Source organism: Clostridia bacterium (assembly GCA_017405765.1).
In the GTDB taxonomy this organism is placed as follows: domain Bacteria; phylum Bacillota; class Clostridia; order Oscillospirales; family RGIG577; genus RGIG577.
Genome location: JAFQZS010000042.1, coordinates 16451 through 38776 on the forward strand (window position 1 = coordinate 16451; position 22326 = coordinate 38776).

Annotated in this window: 18 protein-coding genes and 1 tRNA gene; 14 read left to right on the forward strand and 5 right to left on the reverse strand. The window is 52.4% G+C overall.

The window, feature by feature from the left end; translation table 11 throughout:
• Positions 1 to 89 precede the first annotated feature (89 nt).
• The 13 genes from IJG50_07470 to IJG50_07530 all read left to right on the forward strand — a co-directional run bounded on the left by IJG50_07470 (position 90) and on the right by IJG50_07530 (position 18400).
• On the forward strand, positions 90 to 1748 hold the full coding sequence (locus IJG50_07470) for a 2-isopropylmalate synthase (GenBank protein MBQ3379682.1): 1659 nt from the start codon (positions 90 to 92) through the stop codon (positions 1746 to 1748).
• A 14-nt stretch (positions 1749 to 1762) separates the two neighbouring features.
• Positions 1763 to 3022 carry a 3-isopropylmalate dehydratase large subunit gene (gene leuC / locus IJG50_07475; protein MBQ3379683.1) on the forward strand — a complete coding sequence of 420 codons (1260 nt, stop codon included), beginning with the start codon at positions 1763 to 1765 and terminating at the stop codon, positions 3020 to 3022.
• Positions 3019 to 3513, forward strand: coding sequence for a 3-isopropylmalate dehydratase small subunit (gene leuD, locus IJG50_07480; protein MBQ3379684.1), 495 nt, complete (start codon positions 3019 to 3021; stop codon positions 3511 to 3513). The genes leuC and leuD overlap by 4 nt, the downstream gene beginning before the upstream one ends.
• Positions 3514 to 4584 carry a 3-isopropylmalate dehydrogenase gene (leuB, locus tag IJG50_07485; GenBank protein MBQ3379685.1) on the forward strand — a complete coding sequence of 357 codons (1071 nt, stop codon included), beginning with the start codon at positions 3514 to 3516 and terminating at the stop codon, positions 4582 to 4584.
• Positions 4585 to 4808: 224 nt separating this feature from the next.
• On the forward strand, positions 4809 to 6437 hold the full coding sequence (locus IJG50_07490; GenBank protein ID MBQ3379686.1) for a hypothetical protein: 1629 nt from the start codon (positions 4809 to 4811) through the stop codon (positions 6435 to 6437).
• 196 nt (positions 6438 to 6633) lie between these two features.
• Entirely contained in the window at positions 6634 to 10710 is a 4077-nt protein-coding gene (locus tag IJG50_07495) for a leucine-rich repeat protein (GenBank protein MBQ3379687.1), read from the forward strand.
• A gap of 281 nt (positions 10711 to 10991) precedes the next feature.
• Positions 10992 to 11666 carry a hypothetical protein gene (locus IJG50_07500; protein MBQ3379688.1) on the forward strand — a complete coding sequence of 225 codons (675 nt, stop codon included), beginning with the start codon at positions 10992 to 10994 and terminating at the stop codon, positions 11664 to 11666.
• Between the two features lie 112 nt (positions 11667 to 11778).
• Positions 11779 to 12603 carry an NAD(P)H-dependent oxidoreductase gene (locus IJG50_07505; protein ID MBQ3379689.1) on the forward strand — a complete coding sequence of 275 codons (825 nt, stop codon included), beginning with the start codon at positions 11779 to 11781 and terminating at the stop codon, positions 12601 to 12603.
• A 26-nt stretch (positions 12604 to 12629) separates the two neighbouring features.
• A complete protein-coding gene (locus tag IJG50_07510) occupies positions 12630 to 13145 on the forward strand; it encodes an NAD(P)H-dependent oxidoreductase (protein MBQ3379690.1) in 516 nt (171 codons plus the stop codon).
• A gap of 22 nt (positions 13146 to 13167) precedes the next feature.
• Entirely contained in the window at positions 13168 to 13509 is a 342-nt protein-coding gene (locus tag IJG50_07515; GenBank protein MBQ3379691.1) for a cupin domain-containing protein, read from the forward strand.
• A gap of 79 nt (positions 13510 to 13588) precedes the next feature.
• Positions 13589 to 16348 carry a DNA translocase FtsK gene (locus IJG50_07520; GenBank protein ID MBQ3379692.1) on the forward strand — a complete coding sequence of 920 codons (2760 nt, stop codon included), beginning with the start codon at positions 13589 to 13591 and terminating at the stop codon, positions 16346 to 16348.
• A 66-nt stretch (positions 16349 to 16414) separates the two neighbouring features.
• On the forward strand, positions 16415 to 18268 hold the full coding sequence (locus tag IJG50_07525; protein ID MBQ3379693.1) for a YgiQ family radical SAM protein: 1854 nt from the start codon (positions 16415 to 16417) through the stop codon (positions 18266 to 18268).
• A 49-nt stretch (positions 18269 to 18317) separates the two neighbouring features.
• Positions 18318 to 18400 (forward strand) — tRNA-Leu (locus IJG50_07530).
• Positions 18401 to 18652: 252 nt separating this feature from the next.
• On the opposite strand, the gene IJG50_07535 is transcribed toward IJG50_07530, so the two are convergent.
• On the reverse strand, positions 18653 to 18922 hold the full coding sequence (locus tag IJG50_07535; GenBank protein MBQ3379694.1) for a hypothetical protein: 270 nt from the start codon (positions 18920 to 18922) through the stop codon (positions 18653 to 18655).
• Between the two features lie 457 nt (positions 18923 to 19379).
• Here IJG50_07535 and IJG50_07540 point away from each other — a divergent pair, with 457 nt between their 5' ends.
• The gene (locus IJG50_07540; GenBank protein ID MBQ3379695.1) at positions 19380 to 19571 is read left to right on the forward strand and encodes a hypothetical protein; all 192 of its coding nucleotides are present in this window, start codon (positions 19380 to 19382) and stop codon (positions 19569 to 19571) included.
• A gap of 199 nt (positions 19572 to 19770) precedes the next feature.
• Here IJG50_07540 and IJG50_07545 read toward each other — a convergent pair whose 3' ends face one another.
• The 4 genes from IJG50_07545 to IJG50_07560 all read right to left on the reverse strand — a co-directional run bounded on the left by IJG50_07545 (position 19771) and on the right by IJG50_07560 (position 22286).
• The gene (locus tag IJG50_07545; protein MBQ3379696.1) at positions 19771 to 20409 is read right to left on the reverse strand and encodes a hypothetical protein; all 639 of its coding nucleotides are present in this window, start codon (positions 20407 to 20409) and stop codon (positions 19771 to 19773) included.
• A 20-nt stretch (positions 20410 to 20429) separates the two neighbouring features.
• A complete protein-coding gene (locus IJG50_07550) occupies positions 20430 to 20819 on the reverse strand; it encodes a hypothetical protein (protein MBQ3379697.1) in 390 nt (129 codons plus the stop codon).
• A 206-nt stretch (positions 20820 to 21025) separates the two neighbouring features.
• A complete protein-coding gene (locus IJG50_07555) occupies positions 21026 to 21481 on the reverse strand; it encodes a DUF1492 domain-containing protein (GenBank protein MBQ3379698.1) in 456 nt (151 codons plus the stop codon).
• A complete protein-coding gene (locus IJG50_07560; protein MBQ3379699.1) occupies positions 21471 to 22286 on the reverse strand; it encodes a sigma-70 family RNA polymerase sigma factor in 816 nt (271 codons plus the stop codon). Before IJG50_07560 ends, IJG50_07555 begins: the two co-directional genes overlap by 11 nt.
• Between the last annotated feature and the right edge of the window lie 40 nt (positions 22287 to 22326).

Genomic DNA, 22326 nt, shown 5'->3' on the forward strand with positions numbered 1-22326 from the left:
AGGCGACGCTTTATATCATAATACGCTTATATATGCCCGCTCCCGCGCATACGCTTGCCGCTTTTGGGCAGAGATAAGGAGGTAAAATCATGGTAAACGCAAAAAAATATACCCGCCAGTTCTTCCCCGTGAAGAACCCGCAGAGAAAATGGGCCGACAAACCGTATGTAGACCGTGCGCCGATATGGTGCTCCGTTGACCTGCGCGACGGCAACCAGTCGCTCATAACGCCTATGAGCCTCTCTGAAAAGCTCGACTTTTTCGAGCTTCTCGTTAAGATAGGCTTCAAGGAGATCGAAGTGGGCTTTCCGGCGGCTTCCGATACGGAATATACGTTTTTAAGAACGCTCATCGAGAAAAACATGATACCCGACGACGTGACCGTTCAGGTATTGACGCAGAGCCGCGAGCACATCATAAGAAAGACGTTCGAAGCGCTCGAGGGCTGCAAAAACGCGGTAGTCCATCTTTACAATTCGACCTCTCTCGCACAGCGCGAGCAGGTCTTTAAAAAGCCGAAATCGGAGATAATAGATATAGCGATAGAAGGCGCAAAGCTGTTTGAAAAGATAGCTGCGGAAACGGGCGCAAAGTACCGCTATGAATATTCGCCCGAGTCGTTCACCGGCACCGAGCCGGAGTTCGCACTCGAGATATGCAACGCCGTTTTGGACGTATGGAAGCCCACCGCAGACAGAAAGGCCATAATAAACCTGCCCGTAACGGTAGAGCTTTCTTCGCCGCACGTTTACGCGGATCAGGTCGAATATATGTGCGACAACTTAAAGTACAGAGAAAATGTGATCGTTTCCCTTCACCCGCATAACGACCGCGGCTGCGCCGTGGCAGATTCGGAGCTGGGGCTTTTGGCCGGCGCCGACAGGATAGAAGGCACGCTCTTCGGAAACGGCGAGCGCACCGGCAATGTGGATATAGTCACGCTCGCGCTGAATCTCTACACGCACGGCGTTGAACCGGGGCTTGATTTTACCGATATGCCGTCGATCGCAAGCCTCTACGAGAGAGTGACGCGCATGCAGGTCTACGACCGCCAGCCTTACTCCGGAAAGCTTGTGTTCGCGGCGTTCTCCGGTTCGCATCAGGACGCCATCGCAAAGGGCATGAAGTGGCGCGAGGAGAAGAACATCGAAACGTGGACCGTACCGTATCTGCCGCTCGACCCGAACGACGTGGGCAGGGTGTACGAGACGGACGTTATCCGCATAAATTCGCAGTCCGGCAAGGGCGGCATAGGATACCTTCTCGAGAACAACTTCGGATACATACTTCCCGCAGCTATGCGCGAGGAGGTCGGCTATACGGTAAAGCGCGCGTCCGACGTGGCGCACGCAGAGCTCTCGCCCGCAGAGGTGCTCGACGTATTCACGAAGGAATACGTGAATGTGAACGCGCCGCTTAAGCTTATCGATTATCACTTCAAGCGCACGCCCGAGATACACGTCGTAGTCACCGTAGAACAGGACGGCGTAGTGAAGGATATAACGGCAACGGGCAACGGCAGACTTGACGCCGTGAGCAACGCGATAAAGCAGCAGCTCGGCATAAAGTACTCGCAGATGACGTACGACGAGCACGCGCTTTCAAAGGGCTCGTTCTCACAGGCGATAACTTACCTGAGCATCACGCTGCCCGACGGCAAAAAGGTTTGGGGCGCGGGCATAAACGACGATATAATCGCGTCGTCGATAAACGCGCTGTTCTCCGCCCTCAACCGCAGAGATAAATAAGGAGGAAAAAATATATGGGAATGACCATGACTCAAAAGATATTAGCCGCGCACGCGGGGCTAGAGCACGTTACTGCCGGACAGCTCATAAACGCGAAGCTCGACATAGTGCTGGGCAACGACATAACGACGCCCGTTGCGATAAACGAGTTCAACAAGGCCGGCTTTGACAAGGTCTTCGACAAGGACAAGGTGGCGATAGTTTTGGACCACTTCGTACCGAACAAAGACATAAAGGCGGCTACTCAGTCGAAGCAGTGCCGCAATTTCGCCTGCTCGCACTGCGTTAGCCACTTCTACGACGTCGGCAAGATGGGCGTAGAGCACGCGCTTCTGCCCGAGCAGGGCGTAGTTACCGCAGGCGACTGCATCATAGGCGCCGACAGCCACACCTGCACCTACGGCGCTTTGGGCGCGTTCTCCACGGGCGTGGGCAGCACCGACATGGCCGCCGGAATGGCCACGGGCATGGCATGGTTCAAGGTGCCGTCGGCAATAAAGTTCAACCTTACGGGAAAACTTCCGAAAAACTGCGGCGGCAAGGACGTAATACTTACGATAATCGGCATGATAGGCGTTGACGGCGCGCTCTATAAGAGCATGGAGTTCGTGGGCGACGGCGTAAAGAACCTTACGATGGACGACCGCCTCTGCATCTGCAACATGGCGATAGAGGCAGGTGCGAAGAACGGCATATTCCCTGTTGACGACGTGACTATGGCATACCTTACGGGCAGAAGCGAAAGAGAGCCCGTCGTATATGCGGCCGACCCCGACGCAGAATACGAAAAAACGATAGACATCGACCTTTCGGCTATACGCCCGACGGTAAGCTGTCCGCATCTTCCCGAAAACACGCGCCCGGCAGCCGAGCTTTCCGATATAAAGATAGACCAGGTAGTAATAGGAAGCTGCACGAACGGACGCATGGAGGATATGGAGAACGCCTATAAGGTACTCAAGGGCAACAAGGTTGCAGACGGCGTTCGCTGCATCATAATCCCCGCAACGATGCAGATAATGAAGGAATGCATCGAGAGAGGCTACGTCACCGCCTTCATGGAGGCGGGAGCCGTAGTATCAACGCCCACCTGCGGCCCGTGCTTAGGCGGCTATATGGGCATACTTGCGGCGGGCGAACGCTGCGTTGCAACGACGAACCGCAACTTCGTGGGACGCATGGGCCACGTTGACAGCGAGGTATATCTCGCAAGCCCGCAGACGGCGGCTCAAAGCGCGCTTACGGGCCATATCACCGCTCCGAAGGAGGTATAAGAATGAATACTCAGGGAAAAGTTTTCAAATATCCCGATAACGTAGATACCGACGTTATCATACCGGCGCGATACTTAAACAGCTCCGATGCGAAGGAGCTCGCGCAGCACTGCATGGAGGATATCGACGCGGATTTCGTAAACAAAGTAAAGGCGGGCGACGTTATGGTGGCCGGCTGGAACTTCGGCTGCGGCTCCTCGCGCGAGCACGCCCCCCTCGTTATAAAAACGTGCGAGACGGGCTGCGTTATAGCAAAGAGCTTTGCGCGCATATTCTACAGAAACGCGATAAACATCGGTCTCCCCATTTTGGAATGCCCCGAGGCTGCCGAGGAGATAAATGCCGGCGACGAGGTGAGCGTTGACTTTACAACGGGCGTAATAACCGATATTACGACTGGCAAGACGTATAAGGCGCAGCCTTTCCCCGAATTTATACAGAATATAATCGAAAAGGGCGGACTTTTAAAGTCGCTGAAGGAGAAGGAATAAATGAACAAAAAGATCACAGTGCTTTCGGGCGACGGCATAGGTCCCGAGATCATGGCGCAGGCAATAAAAGTGCTTGACAAAATAGGCGAAAAATACGGCCACAAATTTGAATATACCTACGTTGACATCGGAGGCTGCTCGATAGACAAATACGGCGTGCCGATAACCGACGAGGGCATGGAAAAGTGCAAAGCGTCCGACAGCGTGCTCCTCGGCGCGGTAGGCGGCCCCAAGTGGGACGGCTGCCCCGCAGACGTCCGCCCCGAAAAGGCGCTTTTGGCAGTAAGAAAGGAGCTTGAGCTCTTTGCAAACTTACGCCCCACAAAGCTCTTTTTGCAGCTTGCCGACGCATCGCCCTTAAAGAGCGAGATAACGAAGAACGGCATAGACCTGCTTATAGTAAGAGAGCTTACGGGCGGCGTATACTTCGGCCCCAAGAAGACCGAAGAGGTGAACGGCGAGCTTGTTGCGACAGACGTTATGCCCTACTCCGAGCATGAGATAGAGCGCATAGGCAGAGTTGCGTTCGAGACGGCGATGAAGCGTAACAAGAAGCTTGCAAGCGTTGATAAGGCGAACGTAATAGAGACGTCGCGCCTTTGGAGAAAGGTGATGCACAGGCTGAGCGAGGAGTATCCCGAGGTGCAGTACAGCGACGTGCTCGTTGACAACGCCGCAATGCAGCTTATAAAGAACCCGACTCAGTTTGACGTTATCGTGACCGAGAACATGTTCGGCGACATCCTCTCCGACGAGGCGTCCATGCTCACGGGCTCCATCGGCATGATGCCGTCGGCGTCGCTGTCTTCCGGCACGCGCGGCATGTACGAGCCGATACACGGCTCCGCGCCCGACATCGCGGGCAAGGACCTGGCAAATCCGCTTGGAACGATACTTTCCGTTGCGATGATGCTTCGCTACTCGTTCGATATGGCGAAGGAGGCCGACGACATAGAGGCGGCCGTAAACGACGTGCTCGACGAGGGATACCGCACCGCGGACATAATGCAGGACGGCGCAAAGCGCGTTTCCTGCACCGAAATGGGCGCGCTCGTTCTTAAGAAGCTGTAAAAAACGATAAAAAATGCGATATTTCAAAGCACCTGCCGGCAGAAAGCGCACGGCGGGTGCTTTTTTTTAAAAAACACCCTTTCTCTTGCATTGCGGGATCTAATATGGTAAGCTGAAAATATATAATGGAAATATTTTGGTGTTCAGGGTTTTTGTCAAAATATCGTAAAACTCAAATGTGGACAAGAAGATACTTAAGTCACGCACATGATAAGGAGGACTGCATGAAAAATAAGATTATTTGTATGATGATCGCGCTGTGCATGATACTTGCCATGCTGCCCTCATTCGGAATGGCGAGCGGCATATCCGTGATGCGATCCCGCACGGACGAAGCTGCGGGAGAAGCTATACTATATTCCCTTTCAGACGGTGTGCTGACTGTTTCTGGCAGCGTTTCGGAAAGCGCCCCCGCATATGCGGCAGTCTACGACAAAAACGGGAAAATGATATCTATAAATGTTTTAAGCTCACCCGGGGCGATAGACGTAAGCTTGGGCGACAGCGTGAAGCTCATCTGGCTCAACGCGGGCACATTCACGGCGAAGACCGAATGCACCCAAATGCCCTCAGACGGCGGGAAAATCGTTCCGGATGAAGGCTTCTTCGTACTTACGAAACTTTCGTCATCCGCTTCGGGCGTCGGTGACCAAAGCGAAAGCTTTACGGCTTACGGATACAACGAAAACGGCAAGCTTACGGAATTTTCAATAAAAGCAGACGACAGCGGCGGACTTGATGAATACTTAACGGGCAACGGCCAAAGCAAAACACGGGCAGACGCTCCGCTGACATATCAGGAGCTTCGTTCTGCCTTTGACGAGGCTCAGGCCGCAAGCGGTATGCCTTACGCGCTCTGCGAATACATAACGGACGATCTCGGCCGCATCGCTTCGCTCAGTATATACGGAAACACTCTGGATATCGTCGATACGTCGGGAAGTTATTCCGCGTATTACAACAGCACAACGAAAATGCTCAAAAACAAATATCGTTTTACCGACAAGACGCTTGTGTTCGCGACCGACGCGACGGGCGACACTGTCAGCGTGCTTACCGGCGTATATCCGCACTTTACCGGGAAAAGCGCCGCAATAGTAGGCTATAAAATGAATGCGAACAACACTGTTGCCGCCATGATAACGATACGTGATTGGAAAGAGGCGCAAAACTCCGATACGAGAGACATTATAGGCTACCTTAAATCTATAGAACGATACGCTGACCACTACGAATACACCATCGCCTTCGGCGACAACGCATCGACGATCCTTTCAAGCCGCACAGGCGACGTCGACGCCATCATAGCAGATGACGATCTCTTCACGACCGACGACTGGATAACTCAGATGGGCCGTAATGCCGGCATGATCATGTTCAATATAAGCAGCCGGGGCAATATAGAGAAAATGCGGGCTCTCACCACCGCCGCTATGACTACCACCCCAAGCGGACAGGGCAGCGAGTATCTTGCGGCATTTATGGTCGTGGATATCGACAGCGCGAAGAACACGCTTGTCCTTCGTCCCCTTTCAAACGCTTATGTAAACTCATCCGGCAAACCTATAAGCGGCGCATACAGTTGGAGCGACGAGGAAGTCGCGGGCATATTCGCAGAGTATAACGCAGGCGCGAACAAGGCCTTCTACCTTGCGAAAAACGCGAATGTATTCATAATAGATCCGCATACCACGAACCAAGCAGGCACGAAGCTCGGCACTCTTTCGGACCTTATTCCCGCATCGGTGAACGGCTCGGGCAGCATAACCGAAGGAATGGTCGTAACTCTCGCTTACAACGGCACCAGCAAAAGAGTCGTTTCAATATTCGTAAACAAGGAGCTTGTTAAATAAGCCGATCCGCTCCTTCGTATATGAAATAATGCACATGATCCCCGCAGACGAAACGTTCTGCGGGGATTCTTATACAAAATCGCGCAAAATGTTGAAAGTATGCTTTTGTCTTTAGTAAAATAAAAGTATAAGCATGAAAAAACGGGTGCGAAGCCCCTTCGGGCTTCCTCTTTAACGAAGAAAGGGAGGCGACTTTATGAAAATCAAGGGAAAAAGGCTTTTGGGTCTTCTTCTTGCCCTTGTTATGCTGGCGGGGCTTTTGCCCGCCCTCGGCATGACGGCGCGGGCAGAGGAGGATATTTACAGCCTCGCGTACGATGAGGAGGGCAACATCCATGTTTTAACGCTCTGGCATAACTATACGGAGGTCGGCCACCGGGTCGGATACACTTATGCGCTTGGCGGATTGGCACACGCGATAGAAGGCGTCATATTTGATAAAGAGGCGTCCGTATCGGACTGCGGCTTCGATCTTATAGAGAAGGATACGGGCCGGATCGTCCCGATCATTCCGTACAGCGACGAAGAACGCTTCGACTACAAGCGCTATACGCTGCGTGTCTATTTGCAGACCGAAGCGATCTGGGTACGCAATACGCTTCTCGATCTGCGCTTTGCCGACGACGTGCAGATCTGTCTTGGGCATCACGTAGACAAGGGCATCACGGATAAGTATGTGTATCTGCCGGTCTCTCACTTCTATTTCATGGACGAAGACGGCCATGAAATATGCGCGGAGTTCGACCTCGACTTCTCTTACTTCAATGCTTTCAGCTTTGGGAAGACAATAATCAGCCCAAGAGGCGACACCCTTGATGTGGGATACCCCGTGGCCTGGTTCAACAAGGACGATATCATGGGCGACGGGACGGCGTCCTTTGACCCGGACACCGGCACGCTTCACTTAAAGGGCGATGTTGACAGGCTTTGGTTCAACCGCTGGGCGGGAGAGGACCCGCCTTCCATCAGCGTCGACAGCGACGTGAACGTGAACTACCTGTATCTTAACAGCTACGATTACGACAAGCTGGTCATAGGCGGCGCGGGCACGCTGAACCTCAGAACGCTCCAAAACGGCACATTTGTTAATCTCATCTTATCGAACTGCAGCGCCTATATCGAAAACTGGGCAGACCATACTGTCGTCGAGCTTGAGGATACTAAGCTTGCAGGCCCCGCAGGCGCTTTTATCGACTACATCGGACATGTGTACAGCGACGAAGGCTTTGTGAAATCGGACGTGGCGTTCCGGCGCGATTTCAAGACGCTTGAAGACAGCGGCGACGCGGGGAGCATCCACTGGCATTATGACTTTGCGACAAAGACCTTCTCCGTAAGCGGCAGCGGCCGGTTCGAGCGCCTTTCGCCCTACGACAAATACCTCGACGTTGCGGAGTATTTCCGAACGGAGAGCGGAGTTACACAGCTTGGCGACAATATCATAAAGGACAGCCCCCACCTTAAAAAGGTCTTTCTTTCAATGACAGTAAAGCGCATAGGCCGAAACAATTTCTCGGGCTGCAAAAATCTCACTGAAGCGAATCTCCCCATCGGCCTTGAGTACATATCGAGCGGCTGCTTTTCCGGCAGCGGCCTTAAAACGGTCACCATCCCGAAGACGCTTCTTCGCATAGACGACGGCTGCTTTTCGCGCATGCCGGAGCTTGATACCATATTATTCCCATATAATAACGAGGCAAACTGGCTCGTAATAGGTGACGACTGCTTTGCCCACCTGCCGTGGACAAAGGAGATCCGCTTCGGCGACGGGCCCTGGATCGTGGGCTCTTCAAGCTTCTGCGATATGCCCCGGCTTCGCAAGGTGAGGATGGTCACGGCTTCCGACAGCTGGCTGTACTCTAATGATCTGTACCGCATAAAACTCGGCAACAGCCTGCGCTATATCGGAGACTACAGCTTTTCCGATATCCCCAAGGCAAACTACAGGGATTATCCGTTGAAGATTGGTGATAATTTCCCTTCCTGTTATCAGAACTACCAGCTTCCGTATATGCTCAGAGACATCGGCAGAGGCTCCCTTGGCTTTGAAAACGGCGCGGCGGGCAATGTGGTCCTCGACAGCGTACCGCCTCCGGCAAGCACATCCGGTCCGGCTCTGCCTTTCGCCCGTTACGCCTGGGCCAACCGTCTTCCCACCATATCGCGCCTCACAACGGGATCGAAGGTTCCCGGGAGATTTAATATGGGCGATGTTTCCTACAAATCCGACGGCGACGTGGTAGGCGAATACGACATCGAGGCGCTTTTGGAATATCTTAACCGTCCCGTAAAGGCCATAGGCCCCGGCGCCCGCCAGGTAGGAAGCGGCGACCGCGAAGCGCTTGCAGACGTCGATTTCAGCGCAAAGGTGGACCACAAGGATCTTATCCTTATCAAACGGTACGTGGCCGGCTGGTCAGGTCTTGACAGATATTTTGACCGCGAATACCTTTGGGACGCGATCGGCAACCCGCTCTATGTGCAGATCTACCGCTACTCGTGCGAGAGCAACTACACCGCCGATACAGGGCTTAGGCTAAGGGCGGGCAGCGTGACCGCGGACTACGAGGACGGCACGACGGTCAGAGTGCCGGTATTCTCCTCATACAACGAAGGCTACATCGGCGGCAGCGTCACGGCGAAATGGAACCCCGACGCGATGGATCTTATCGATATAGAATATAACGACGCGCTCGCGCCGGACAACGGCACGGGCCCGATAGACAACAGCCTTTCCTACGCCCTTTTCACGAACCAGTTAGAGGATGCGCATATGAGCCTTGATTACGCGGGCGAGCATGTCATCCGCTTCGGCGACGATTTCAGAACGTCGAACATAACAGGCACGGGAGAGCTCTTTACGCTTGTCTTCCGCCTGAAGGAGGGCGCGAAGCCCGATGACTACAATGCGGCGAAGATCCTCGATTTCGACGTGAGCCTCAAGGGCTTCGATATCTACAACGCAGACCTTGACTTTGTAAGAACCGAGCTTGTCGAAGCCGGCACGATAACCGTGAGAGGCGACGACGCTGTCATCCGCACGGTAAACGCAGATGACGTTGTCATTCCGCTTGCGGGGCAGAAGCCCGCGTTTTCAGTCTCCGTTCCCACAGGAGCGCCCTATAAGCTCATGAATACCTCGCTTGGCTCCATCGTTTGGCTCAATTACCCAAAGAACAAAGACGGCTACTATATGGTGGTGGAAAAAAAAGATACCTTCGAGGCGGGGAAAGAATACATGGTCAGCATATCCCTCGAACGCGCCTCGGACGCGTTCCTCTTCCCTGACGCCGCGGAGATCAAAGGCACGATCAACGGCGCATTTGACGCCGATGTCTGGGTAAGCGACGACCATACCCAGGCGGCGCTTACGGCTGTCTTTACATGCGCGGAGGGCGTTCCCGCCACCGGCCTTGTCCTTAATAAGACCGACGCCGCGCTCACCGTGGGCGAAAGCACCGGCCTGCAGGTGGTGACCTTTATCCCCTACGAGGCCGCCGATCTCGGCGTAAGCTGGCAAAGCTCGGACAGCAGCGTTGCCGTAGTCGACCCCAACGGCAAGGTAACGGCGCTGAAATCCGGCACCGCCGTCATCACAGCCATCTCCGCAAACGGCGGCGTACACGCCGACTGCAGCGTAACGGTCGAAAAGCGCGCCCATACTATCCGCGCACTTAGCGTGACCGATGTTTGTGCGCCTGTTCCCAAAAGGGCGCCCTCGTTCACGGCCTCGGTCCCCCTGGGCGCGCACTATCGGATAAGCGACAAAAGCCTCTTTGGAGGCGGAGTGGTTTGGCTGGGAACATCGGCTGACGACAGCCTTTATACACTTTATGAAAGCAGCACCTTCACCGAGGGAGGAACGTATCGCGTATTGGTCTACATAGATCCCGAAGAAACGGCGACCGACGTCTACCGCTTCCTCTCAAAGGAGGAAATGAGCGCGGTGCTGAACGGTCACGACGCAGAGATCCAATGGGTGAGCGACGACGGCACGCAGGCATGCGTACAATATATGTTTACGGCAGAAGCGCCCTGGCGCTTTGATAAGACTACGGGGTCTATAACGACTTCGGACGCCGTCACTTCGTCTCGCCCCGTGATCGTGGCCTCCTACGATGAAAACGGCAGATTCTTGGGCTCCGTCTTTGTAACGGGCGCCAAAGAAAAGGCTTCCGTTGTAAAGGACGGCGCGGATCGCGTTTCAATCTTCTGGGTTGACATCGATACGGGCAAGCCGCTCTACGACCCGGAGACGGTCACGATAGATTAGCGCCAGATCTGTACTTTGCTTTTCACAGACGGGACACGTCTGTATAAGAAATAATATCCATGGAAGAATTTTTGCATTGAAAAGCGCATAATATTACTGTAAAATCTAAATATACCGATAAATGGTACCTATTCGGTCAAAGAAGGATATATCTTTCAATAAGGGCTCGTCCCGAGCCTTATATGAAAGGAGTTCTATTTAATATGCGAAAATTCTTTAAACGCACCGCCGGCGTCTGCGCCGCGCTAATACTTACTGTCTCGGCTGCAGGCGCATCCGCCATGGGAGCGCCGTGTGATCCTTCAAAGCTGCCCCTGCCCGCAGACGCGGGCGCAGATGTATACGAAACGGGCATAAAGCTATGGGCAGGCGGCAAAGACTTCATAACCGTAAGCGAGAATATTATAAGCCTCGTTTTCAAAAGCCCCGTCATGATCAACGAAGCACCGCAGAGCATTCCCGCCGACGCCCCCGCCTACGAAACGCCGCCCGCTTCCGACACTCCCCTATCCCCCGATGCGTCGGGACCCGAAGACAGCAATGCAGCGCCCTCTGCGCAAAGCGCCGTAAGCGAAACAGAGCGCGAAGTCGTAAGGCTCACAAATGAGATAAGAGCCTCATACGGCCTTGCGGAGCTTTCGTTAAACGAGGATCTGTCGCGCGTCGCGCGCTCAAAGGCAGAGGACATGGCCAAATACGGCTATTTCTCGCACGAAAGCCCAACCTACGGCTCGCCCTTTGATATGATGCGCGCCTTCGGCATAGAGTTTGTAAGCGCCGGCGAAAACATAGCAATGGGATATAAAAGCGCCGAGGCCGCAGTAAACGCCTGGATGAACTCGGAGGGGCACCGCGCCAATATACTTGACCCCTCTTATACTGAAATAGGCGTGGGATATTGGGAAAACGGCAGCTTCTGGTCGCAGATGTTCGTAAGACCGCAGGCAAAGCAATAATTTATATGGCTCATGCAAGCCGCCCTCACCGGCGGCTTGTTTTTTTCTTTAAATTGCAATTTATGTCGTATTCCTTTATAATAAGAATATGAATCCATACGGAGGGATCGATATGAAAAAGCCTGCACTTCTTATCATGGCGGCCATAGTAATATTTATGCTCTTTTTGTTTTCGGCGTGCTCATCCGGCACACAAAGCGGCGAAAGCCCATCTGCCGCCGAAGCCGAAACATCTGCTGCCGCCGCCGATGAAAGCGCGGCCGCTTTAAACGAGGAAAAAGGCGACGCAGACGACGTCATCGAAGACAGTAACATTCCGTCTCCAAACGAAGAAAGTCCCGATCTTTCTTACAATGATGATCCGCCCGCCGCAAACGCAAATGACAAAGTGCTCATTGCATACTTTACGCGCGCGGAAAACATAGATCTTGACCCCGAGACAGACGCAGTTGCCTCGGCAAGTATAAACATCAGCGGAAGCGAGGCGTCGGGCAATGCAAAGCTGCTTTCGGATATGGTTTCTTCTGTTGTGCGCGGCGACGTTTTTTCCATACGTGTAAGTGACAAATATCCTAAAAGCTACAGCGAAACTACCGATATAGCGAAAAAAGAGCTCTCGGAGGGCACAAGGCGCGCGCTTTCGTCGCACGTTGAAAATATGGATGAATACGGTACGATAATACTTATTTATCCCTGCTGGTGGGGCTCGCTGCCGGGTCCCGTTTCGGCATTTTTAGATGAATACGACTTCAGCGGCAAGACTATCCTTCCGCTTTGTACAAGCGGCGGCGGCGCCATGGGAGACACACAGGCCGAAATTGAAGCCGCATGCCCCGCATCTTACGTAAGGGAAGGTATTGTGATACGCGGCGATAGCATTTATGGCTCGGAAAGCGTTGTTGCAGACTGGCTCACGCGAGAAATATACGTAGATTAAAAAATAAATAGAAGGAGCATATTAAAATGACGTCAAATCTTATAATCTATTATTCAAGAAAAGGCGAAAACTATTTGGGCGGCGAGATCAAAAAGCTGGAGCGCGGCAATACGGGAAAAATTGTCTCTTATATTAAAGACGCCTTATCGGCAGATATATTTGAAATAGAAACCGTAAAGGAATATCCGGCTGATTATATGGCCTGCACCGAGGTCGCAAAGGCCGAATTAAAGGCGGGCGCGCGTCCCGAGCTTAAAAGATACCTTGAAAGTCTTGACGGCTACGACAATGTTTTCATCTGCGGCCCGTGCTGGTGGGGCACATTCCCCTGCGCCGTTTTTTCACAGCTAGAACGATTAAGCTGGAAGGGCAAAAATGTGCTGCCCGTTATGACCCACGAGGGAAGCGGGCTCGGAAACGTGCAGAAGGACTTAAAAAAGATATGTAAAGGCGCTTCTTTTAAAAAAGCTCTGGCTGTGGAAGGCCACAGCGCAGACAGCGCAAGAGATCAGGTAGTATCTTGGGCAAAATCTCAGATATGACGATATATTTCGGGAGGCAAAAATGCTTATCGATCTTAATGCTTTTGAAACGCTTAAAATACCGAATTTAAACGGCGGCGACGGCTCCGTCTCCGCAAAAATGTTTTCGGACGATCGTGGAAAGATAATAATAAGCCGCATACCCGCAGGCTCTTCGATAGGACAGCATCTGCAGAAAACCGGCGACGACATAAATTACGTGATAAGCGGAACGGGTACGGCAATATGCGACGGAGTGTCGGAAAAGCTGAAAGCGGGCGTGTGCCACATCTGTCCCGAGGGCTCGGTACACAGTATAATAAATACGGGCGATCGAGACCTTGTGCTCTTTAGCGTAGTTGCACATCGCAAAAAAAACGAATAATGAATATTATAATTTGCATTTTATCAAAAGTTATGTTAATATATTGATTATTACACTTGACTCGGAGGTTCATTAAAAAATGGCTCAGAGCAATCAGAAAGCTCAACCTAAAAGCAATACTTCAAATTCCAGGCCGTCTTCGAGAAGCCCAAAAAGGCCGCAGGCCCAAAAAAGCTCTTCTTCCAAAAAGAGACGAACTACCAGAAATAAAGATCAGACAAACAAGCTTGTTATGCGCGCGCTGAAGGGCATACTTCTTATCCTTATAGGCGCGTTCGTGCTGCTCTGTCTTTTTGTTGACTCTATGGGAAGTGTGGGCGGCGCGATAAGATCGGTGCTTATGGGCATAACCGGCGGCGCGGGTTATACCGTCCCCTTCTTTCTTATATATTTCGGAATACTGCTGGTAATGCGCGAAACGCATAAAGGCATAAGAGTAAAGACAGTGGCGGCGATAATCATAGTATGCATGCTGGCCGCATTTATACATACCTTTACACCGTATGCCTCGCTTACGGGCACATTTGCGGAAAACGTAAGCGCATATTACGTTTCGGGAGGTCGCGGAATATCGGGCGGCTTTTTGGGCGGCGTGATATCGGGCGTACTTTTACCGCTTCTCGGCAAAACAGGCTCCGTTATCATTCTGATAATCGTACTTATAATCGCGCTTATGATACTTACGGGCGTTACTCCGGTTTCCGTATATAAGTTCTTAAAACAGCGCGGAGAGAAAAAAGCCATACGCGACCGCGAAGACGTTGAAATATTAAAGCGGCGCGAGGCCGAAAAAGTTGAACGCGAAGCAAAAAACGAAATAAGGCGGCGCGAAGCGGCGGCAGTACGTCCGCAAAGGCCCCAGCCCCAGCCGCGTATCTTTCACAGAAAGCAGCCCCAGGGGAAGCCGCAGATAGATATAAAGCTTGAGGATACATATAAATTCACTCCGATAAGCGATGAAATGGTTGCCGCCGTAAAGCGCGACCGTAATATCGGCGAAGCGGAAGGCTCCGGAGAAAACGCAAAGCCCAAGCATAAATTCACAAATCTTTCGACCGAAGAATTTGACGCAAAGGTAGCGCAGTTTTCAAAAAAAGCGGCTCAGGCAAAAAAGCTGGAAGCCATAGAGGGCGAGATAGCCGCTCAGGAAATGCAAAGCGAGCTTGAAGCGGCGGCTCATCAGTCGGGCGCTTCGGCCTCTGCTAAAGAAACGCAGACCGCCTCGGGCGCACAGAAGCCCTCCCAAAAGGACGCTCCGCCCGAAAAAAAGGCGGAAGGCGGCGCGTCTCCCACTCCCATAGCCAATCTTAAGCAAAACGGCGCGGAAGCTCCCGCGGAAAGCGAACCCGAATACGTATATCCGCCCATCACGCTTTTAAAGCAGGATCTGTCGCGTATGAGCCACGACGTATCGGACGAGCTTCGCTCCACCGCTACAAAGCTCGTTGAAACGCTTAACAACTTCAACGTATCGACGCAGATAGTAGACGTATCGCGCGGACCGACCGTTACGCGCTACGAGCTTCAGCCTAATGCGGGCGTAAAGGTGTCGAAGATAGTAAATCTCTCCGATGACATCGCGCTAAATCTTGCAACGGCGGGCGTGCGTATAGAGGCGCCGATCCCGGGAAAAGCCGCCGTAGGCATCGAGGTGCCGAACAGAGTCACGGCCAACGTATATCTTCGCGATATAATAACCTCGCCCGAATTTATAAAGCAAAAGAGCCGCCTAACATACGCGCTGGGCAAGGACGTTTCCGGTGCGGTAATGGTCGGCGATATAGCGAAAATGCCGCATATGCTCATTGCGGGCGCGACAGGCAGCGGTAAGTCCGTCTGCATAAACTCGATGATAATGAGCCTGCTTTACAAATCAACGCCCGACGAAGTACGGCTTCTTTTGGTCGATCCCAAGGTCGTTGAGCTTGGCGTATACAACAGCATACCGCATCTTCTGATACCTGTCGTTACCGACCCTAAAAAGGCGGCCGGCGCTCTCAGGTGGGCCGTAAACGAAATGCTCGGCAGATATAAGCTGTTCGCCGAAAACAACGTGCGCGACTTAAAGTCGTACAACGAGGCGATACTGCAAAAGAACGATCCGGCGCAGAAGCCTCTGCCGCAGATAGTCATAATCATCGACGAGCTTGCCGACCTTATGATGGCTGCTCCCAATGAAGTTGAGGATTCAATATGCCGCCTTGCTCAAATGGCGCGCGCTGCGGGAATGCATCTCGTAATAGCTACGCAGCGTCCCTCGGTAGACGTTATCACCGGCCTTATAAAGGCAAATATCCCTTCAAGAATATCGTTTGCCGTATCGAGCCAGGTGGACAGCCGCACGATACTTGACATGGGCGGCGCGGAAAAGCTTTTGGGCAAGGGCGATATGCTCTATTCACCCATAGGCGCTCCTAAGCCGATACGCATACAGGGCTGCTTTGTAAGCGACGCCGAAATAGAAGCGGTAGTCGATTTCATAAAGCAGTCACAGCAGAAGGAAGTTACCTACGATCAGGGCATCCTCGACGATATCGAAAAGGAGAGCATAATAGGTCAAAAAGGCAAAAGCGGCTCTCATCAGAACGGCAACGGAGAGGATATGGATGCGGCCGACGAAATGCTTGAGGCTGCTATCGAGATAGTAGTCGAAGCGGAAATGGCGTCGGTATCGCTTCTGCAAAGAAAACTCAAGCTTGGCTACGCAAGAGCGGCGCGCATAATCGATCAGATGGAGCAGCGCGGCATTGTAGGGCCTTATGAAGGGTCAAAGCCGCGAAAGGTGCTGCTTTCAAAGCAGGATTTCATGGAAAAGAAAATGGCTCAAAGCGATTGGTGATCGTCCGATAAACAGCGCCGCAGGTCTTCCTGCGGCGTTTTAACGACTTTATAAGGAGATACCGAGATGGCTTTCTTACCTATGACAAAAGAAGAACTTGTCGCCATGGGCAGATATTACTGCGATTTCATTATAGTAACGGGCGACGCATACGTAGACCATCCGTCGTTCGGTATCGCTATAATCTCTCGCCTTTTGGAGGCGGAGGGCTTCTGCGTCGGCATTATAGCCCGTCCAGACTATAAGTCTTCGGACAGCTTCAAGACGCTTGGCCGCCCAAGATACGGCTTTATGGTGACAAGCGGAGCGATAGACTCCATGGTATCAAATTATACCGCCGCAAAAAAAGTGCGAAGCGACGATCTGTATGCGCCGGGCGGAAAGGGCTTCGGCCGTCCCGACCGCGCCGTTATCGTATATACGAACAAGATACGCGAGGCATATCCCGACGTACCCGTGGCCATAGGCGGGCTTGAGGCGTCGCTCAGGCGTTTTGCGCATTACGACTACTGGGACGACAAGGTAAGACGTTCCATACTTATAGATTCGGGCGCGGACCTCTTAATGTACGGCATGGGAGAAAAGCAGATAATAGAAATAGCGCGCCGCGCGAAAGCGGGAGAAAGCATCAAGGATATGGAAGGCATACGCGGCACGTGCGTCGTGCGTTCAGCCGCTCCGCCCGCGTCAAGCGAAGTAGTATACTGCGACTCGTTCGATAAGGTCGCATCTGACAAGCGCGCCTACGCAAAATCGTTCAAGCTTCAGTCTGACGAGCACGACCCGGTACGCGGGTGCACCGTAGTGCAGAAGCACGACAAGCGCTTTCTCATACAATATCCTCCTCAGCCTCCGCTTACTACAAAAGAGATGGACGCGGTGTACGCCCTGCCCTACGAGCGCACATATCATCCCTCATACGAATCACAGGGCGGCGTTCCCGCCATAAAAGAGGTGGAGTTTTCCATAACGGTGAACCGCGGCTGTTTCGGCGCGTGCGCTTTTTGTTCGCTCGCATTCCATCAGGGACGCATGATACAGACACGCTCCGATGAATCCGTCATCGCGGAGGCAAAATCGTTTTTAAAAAATCCGCGCTTCAAGGGATATATTTCCGACGTCGGAGGCCCTACGGCAAATTTTCACGTGCCGTCGTGCGAAAAGCAGAAAGAATACGGCATGTGTAAGGACAGGCGCTGCCTTACGCCAAAGCCCTGCCCCAATCTCAACGTGAGCCATAAAAGCTATAACGAGCTTCTTTCAAAGCTCCGCAGTATAAACGGCGTGAAAAAGGTGTTCATACGCTCCGGCATAAGATTTGATTATCTCATGCTCGACGACGACAGGCGTTTCTTTGAAGATCTCGTAAAGTATCATATAAGCGGACAGCTCAAGGTAGCACCCGAGCATTGCAGCGATCACGTGCTCTCATGCATGGGCAAGCCGCGCTTTTCGGTCTATGAGTCTTTTGTAAAAGAATACGAGCGGCTAAATAAAAAGTTCGGCAAGGATCAGTATCTCGTGCCGTATCTTATGTCCTCGCATCCGGGAAGCGAGCTTTCAGACGCCGTGGAGCTTGCGCTTTATCTGAAGAAAAATCATATGTCGCCCGAGCAGGTGCAGGATTTTTACCCCACTCCCGGCACTATGGCGACGGCGGCGTATTATTCCGGCATAGATCCTATGACGGGTAAGGAAGTTTTCGTGCCGAACACAAAAGAGGAAAAAGCGATGCAGCGCGCGCTTTTACAGTTCTCGCGCGAGGAAAACCGCGAGCGCGTTATCACAGCCTTAAAGCGCGCGGGCAGATACGACCTTATAGGACGCGGCCCCGGCGCGCTTGTATCCCCCGAGCCGACAAAACGCAGCTTCAAGGACAAAAAGAACTCGCACGGCAATAAAAGAGGCAAAAAACAATGAACGCACACGCTTGACAGTATCCTCGCGTCATAGTAAAATCGTATCATACGCGGGTGTGGTGAAATTGGCAGACACGCAAGATTTAGGTTCTTGTGCCCACGCGTGCAGGTTCAAGTCCTGTCACCCGCACCAATACAGCAAAACGCCCATGCTCTAAAGCATAGGCGTTTTTTATAGGTTTTATGCAGGTTTTTGGGCTTTTGTCACCCCTTTGCCGTTTGGCTTGCTATGCCGTTTTTACCCGTTTTGTATACATAAAAATGCTAACAAATTGCTAACGGCAACGTCAAACCTGCACACACAGCACAGCCACGCGCAAAAAGACCGCCGTGAAGCGGTCTTTTTGCTACAGAGCTATTACAGGCTAAGCCTCACCGTGCGCCCTTATGCCACGGAGAAGCGGCGCGTTTTGCTTTCCTTCGTGAAGGCAGCCGCCACGTCCGGCATCGCCTTTTTTAAGGCCGTCGTATCGATGCGGCGGCTCGTAACATACGTCCAGCGGATTTTATACTCCCCTGCCGTTATTTCCTCCGCTTCGCCCATATGCGCCTTTATAGCGTCCTCGATCGCAGAGATCTCCGCCGCCAGCTCCTCGGCCATGATCTTCAGCTCTTTAAGCTCTCTTACCTTCAAAGTCAATTCATTAGTACTCATTGTGTACCCCCTTGATTTTTTCGCCTTACGTTGATATAATCAAGGCGTGGGCGGCGGTAAGGCTCGCCGCTTACGCCTTTTGCTTTGGAATAGCGGGACGTGTGCATGGTGTCCGCTATTCTTTTTTATGCCCTACTTGCCGATGTACTTCAAGCATTCGACGATCTTTTCTTTGGTGAAGCCCTGCGCTTCAAGCCACTCGATCAGCCGCGTTATATCTCGGCTTGTCATGCCTTCCATGCCCTCACTTCCTTTCGTAAAAGGCTTTCGCCCTTGCCTTACGAGTATATGATACTATATTCACGTGAATATATCAATAGACATAGTAAACAATATTCACGTAAATATATTGTGCATTATTTATATTGACGTGAATATATCGCTTATGCTATCATGGTATCGTAAAGAAGCGGGCTTTTTTATAAGCCGCTTCCGGATCCGGAAGGGAGTGAAAGCCGTGGCAATAAGCAAGGCACAACAAAAGGCTGTCAGAAAGTACAAGGAGAACAATTACGACCGTGTAGAGCTATCAGTGACGAAAGGCAAAAAGGACGTTATCAAAGCCCACGCATCGGCGCAGGGCGAAAGCTTGAACGCCTTTATAAACCGCGCCATAGACGAAACCATGAAGCGGGACGCGGGGGAATAATATACCCCCTGTATATCTTTCCTCTATGCAGCCGTTGTGATCTGCGCAGATATATGCACTCATCGGCGACAAATTTAATACTGTTCGTATAAAAACAGCGAAGCGGCAGACCCTCACGGCCTGCCGCCTTTTTATTTTGCGCCGGTGCTGCGCTTTTTTATATATCCGCAAAATTCGGTATTATCAGCGTTCCAACGCCTTAAAAGTTTTCTACCGTTTCAGCAAAAAGCCCGTCCCAGTCTTTGATCATATAAGGATTGTCGGCGCACCGTCTAAACGCATCGATCATTGTATCAAACGTCTGCAACAGTTCGCCGCCGTCCGCTTCTTTGCTTTTAAGCTCCAGCGCGCGAAGCTGCATAGCCTCCCTGTCACCGTGCGGGAGCTTGTCCGCCGCTTCCTTCGCATATTTGCCTATAAGCCTTGCCATGGTATAATTTTTCGACGACAGCGCGCCGTCTAACATGCGCCCATATTCACCGGTTTTTAATATGCCGCTTTTTAAAAGCTCCAGCATGTTCGCGTCAATGTCTGACGGATCCGCGCCATAAGCTTCATCAAGCGCGCTTATAAGTCCCTCTCGGAGCGTCCGAAGTTCTCTTGTGCCGTCTTCAAAAGCGTGTTGCGCCTTATATAAAGCGTTTCTTGCTTCTATAAGGTCAGCTTGCGCCCTTGCGCTCTTCGCCGCGTATTCCGCATCTGTAGAATTGGCGCGCACGGGATACGCTCTCACTCTCAATTCCGCATCCTTAACCGCGCTGTTAGCATTAAGATATCTTTCAAAAGCCGCCTTTGCTATAGCGTCAGCTTCGCGCGCATATTTATTAAATCTGCTCATTTTCATTTACTCCCTTTTCATTAGTTTTTCGTTGCGGTAAGCGTACACCCCCCGTTATATAGGGCGCATAGAGAACCGCAAAAAGATCTGCCGAACGGGCATTTACGCCCTGCTGTGTCTCTTTGTGGCCTGCCGCTCGCCAAAGCGCACCCGTCCACATATAGCGCGCATGCTTCGCCGTCGCACCCCGTGTGCAAACCATCTTTGAACGGGCAAGCCTTAATCGGTTTCACCTGTTCAAACGCGGTTTTGCCGGTCTCATGGCGGTTAATAGCTTCAAGCTGGCTTTGCGTGACTGTGCCGTGCGACGTCAGTACCGTCATTTCGTATTCTTTGATCCGTCCTATCATGCGATAGCGTTTGCCGTTTTCGTCCGTCTGCCACTCTCCGGACTTCGTTTCATCGTTCATTTTTTCACCCCCCTTGCTGTTTCCGAGCATTGTGTTCAAAATGCCGTTTCTCTAGACTTCGCTCGGGCTTCGTTCACGCTTCTCTCGCGCTTTGCTCGGGCTTCAACGCCTTTTTGCCGTGATCTTGAGCACCTTCATTGCCTCAGAAAAAAGAGCGTCAGACAAGCCCCTGTCAGCATTAAGCAGCGCCGCTTGCATCGCCCGCCTTAAAGTCGCCTTTCTGCGTCTGGCCTTGCCGGAAGCAATACCGCCCTTTCTGCCGTTTTCTCGGAGTTCGCTCGGGCTTCGCTTGCTGTTAGGTATAAGGTTCCCTGCGTTTGCCGTAGTTCCTCACCGTCCTTTCTTGCCCCCTCAACGCTTAAAGCCTTCAGCGCGTGCCTGTGCAGCCGGTGCGCGGTTTCGCGCCGTATACCCATTTCTGCCGCTATATCGCGCCATATAAGGCCGTGTACATAGCGAAGGTATAAAACCCGTCTTAGATCATCGTCACCGATTTCGTCAATTCTGCGCCCGATTTCAAGCCTCATTTCGGCAAGTTCTGATATACGCTGCACTATTTCCGCGTCACTGTCGACCGCTTCGCGCTGTCTTATAAGCGCGTCCAGCTCTTGCGCCTTGCGTCGGTATAGTTCTAACGTCTGCGCCGCGTCCTTATTCGTCATGATCCGCCCTGCTCTGAAGATCTTCGCTGAAGCGGTCATACGCTGCCTTTAACATAGCTTGCCGCTTCCCGTATGATAAATACCTTTGCGCCGCTTCGCGCGCGATCTCACGCCTTACCGCCGCATATTCGGCGGATTGCGTCCACATATGCCGCGTCTGCCATTCCCGCCCGTCGTAATGCCGCCTGTATTCTTCCCACAGTCCCCGCAGCTCCGGAGCACGCCTAAGCTTCAGCAAAGCTGCCGTACACCGCCCTGCGATATATGACACGCTGCGGCCTTCCGCTTTTGCTATATCGGTAAACGTTACCCCGTGCCAAAAGTGGAGCTCCAATATGTGACGCTGCCTTTTCGTAAGTCTCAGCATTGCCGCCCTTACCTTCTCTTGCGCGTCCGAAAGCTCCACCGCGTCAAAGGCGTCGCCTGCCCGTTCATCGGGGAGCGCATCCCATAAAATAAGACTTTCGTCATCGTTTATGGGCGCGTCCCCGCTCACTTCCGTATACGGCTTCTTGCGAAGCGGCAGGCCGGAGCGTCTGACGGCAGCCGTGCGCAAATGCAGGCTCAAATACGCCGTGAAGGCAAAGCCTTTGTATGGATCATACGCCTTTACCGCGTTCAAAAAGCCGAAATATGCACATTGTACGACGTCCTCAGCATCGATCCAATTCGGCAGGGCAAGCCGCCGCGCATATTCGCGCATGAGCTTTATGCACAGCCGTTCCACCGCTTCCCACAGCGGCGTTAAATACTCCGTATGCCCCCCCTGCACCATAAGCGCCATGTGTTCCTTGCTCGTTTCCAAAATCCGCGCCCCCCTGTGATATAATATTGGCAGGGACGCG

Excerpts from the sequence above, each read along its gene's own strand:
- IJG50_07490 (MBQ3379686.1), top strand. The coding sequence starts at position 4,809 with ATGAAAAATAAGATTATTTGTATGATGATCGCGCTGTGCATGATACTT.
- IJG50_07545 (MBQ3379696.1), bottom strand. The coding sequence starts at position 20,409 with ATGAGCAGATTTAATAAATATGCGCGCGAAGCTGACGCTATAGCAAAG.
- leuC (MBQ3379683.1), top strand. The coding sequence starts at position 1,763 with ATGGGAATGACCATGACTCAAAAGATATTAGCCGCGCACGCGGGGCTA.
- IJG50_07510 (MBQ3379690.1), top strand. The coding sequence starts at position 12,630 with ATGACGTCAAATCTTATAATCTATTATTCAAGAAAAGGCGAAAACTAT.
- IJG50_07505 (MBQ3379689.1), top strand. The coding sequence starts at position 11,779 with ATGAAAAAGCCTGCACTTCTTATCATGGCGGCCATAGTAATATTTATG.
- IJG50_07500 (MBQ3379688.1), top strand. The coding sequence starts at position 10,992 with ATGGGAGCGCCGTGTGATCCTTCAAAGCTGCCCCTGCCCGCAGACGCG.
- IJG50_07470 (MBQ3379682.1), top strand. The coding sequence starts at position 90 with ATGGTAAACGCAAAAAAATATACCCGCCAGTTCTTCCCCGTGAAGAAC.
- IJG50_07525 (MBQ3379693.1), top strand. The coding sequence starts at position 16,415 with ATGGCTTTCTTACCTATGACAAAAGAAGAACTTGTCGCCATGGGCAGA.
- IJG50_07520 (MBQ3379692.1), top strand. The coding sequence starts at position 13,589 with ATGGCTCAGAGCAATCAGAAAGCTCAACCTAAAAGCAATACTTCAAAT.
- IJG50_07515 (MBQ3379691.1), top strand. The coding sequence starts at position 13,168 with ATGCTTATCGATCTTAATGCTTTTGAAACGCTTAAAATACCGAATTTA.
- IJG50_07495 (MBQ3379687.1), top strand. The coding sequence starts at position 6,634 with ATGAAAATCAAGGGAAAAAGGCTTTTGGGTCTTCTTCTTGCCCTTGTT.
- IJG50_07535 (MBQ3379694.1), bottom strand. The coding sequence starts at position 18,922 with ATGAGTACTAATGAATTGACTTTGAAGGTAAGAGAGCTTAAAGAGCTG.
- leuB (MBQ3379685.1), top strand. The coding sequence starts at position 3,514 with ATGAACAAAAAGATCACAGTGCTTTCGGGCGACGGCATAGGTCCCGAG.
- IJG50_07555 (MBQ3379698.1), bottom strand. The coding sequence starts at position 21,481 with ATGACGAATAAGGACGCGGCGCAGACGTTAGAACTATACCGACGCAAG.
- IJG50_07550 (MBQ3379697.1), bottom strand. The coding sequence starts at position 20,819 with ATGAACGATGAAACGAAGTCCGGAGAGTGGCAGACGGACGAAAACGGC.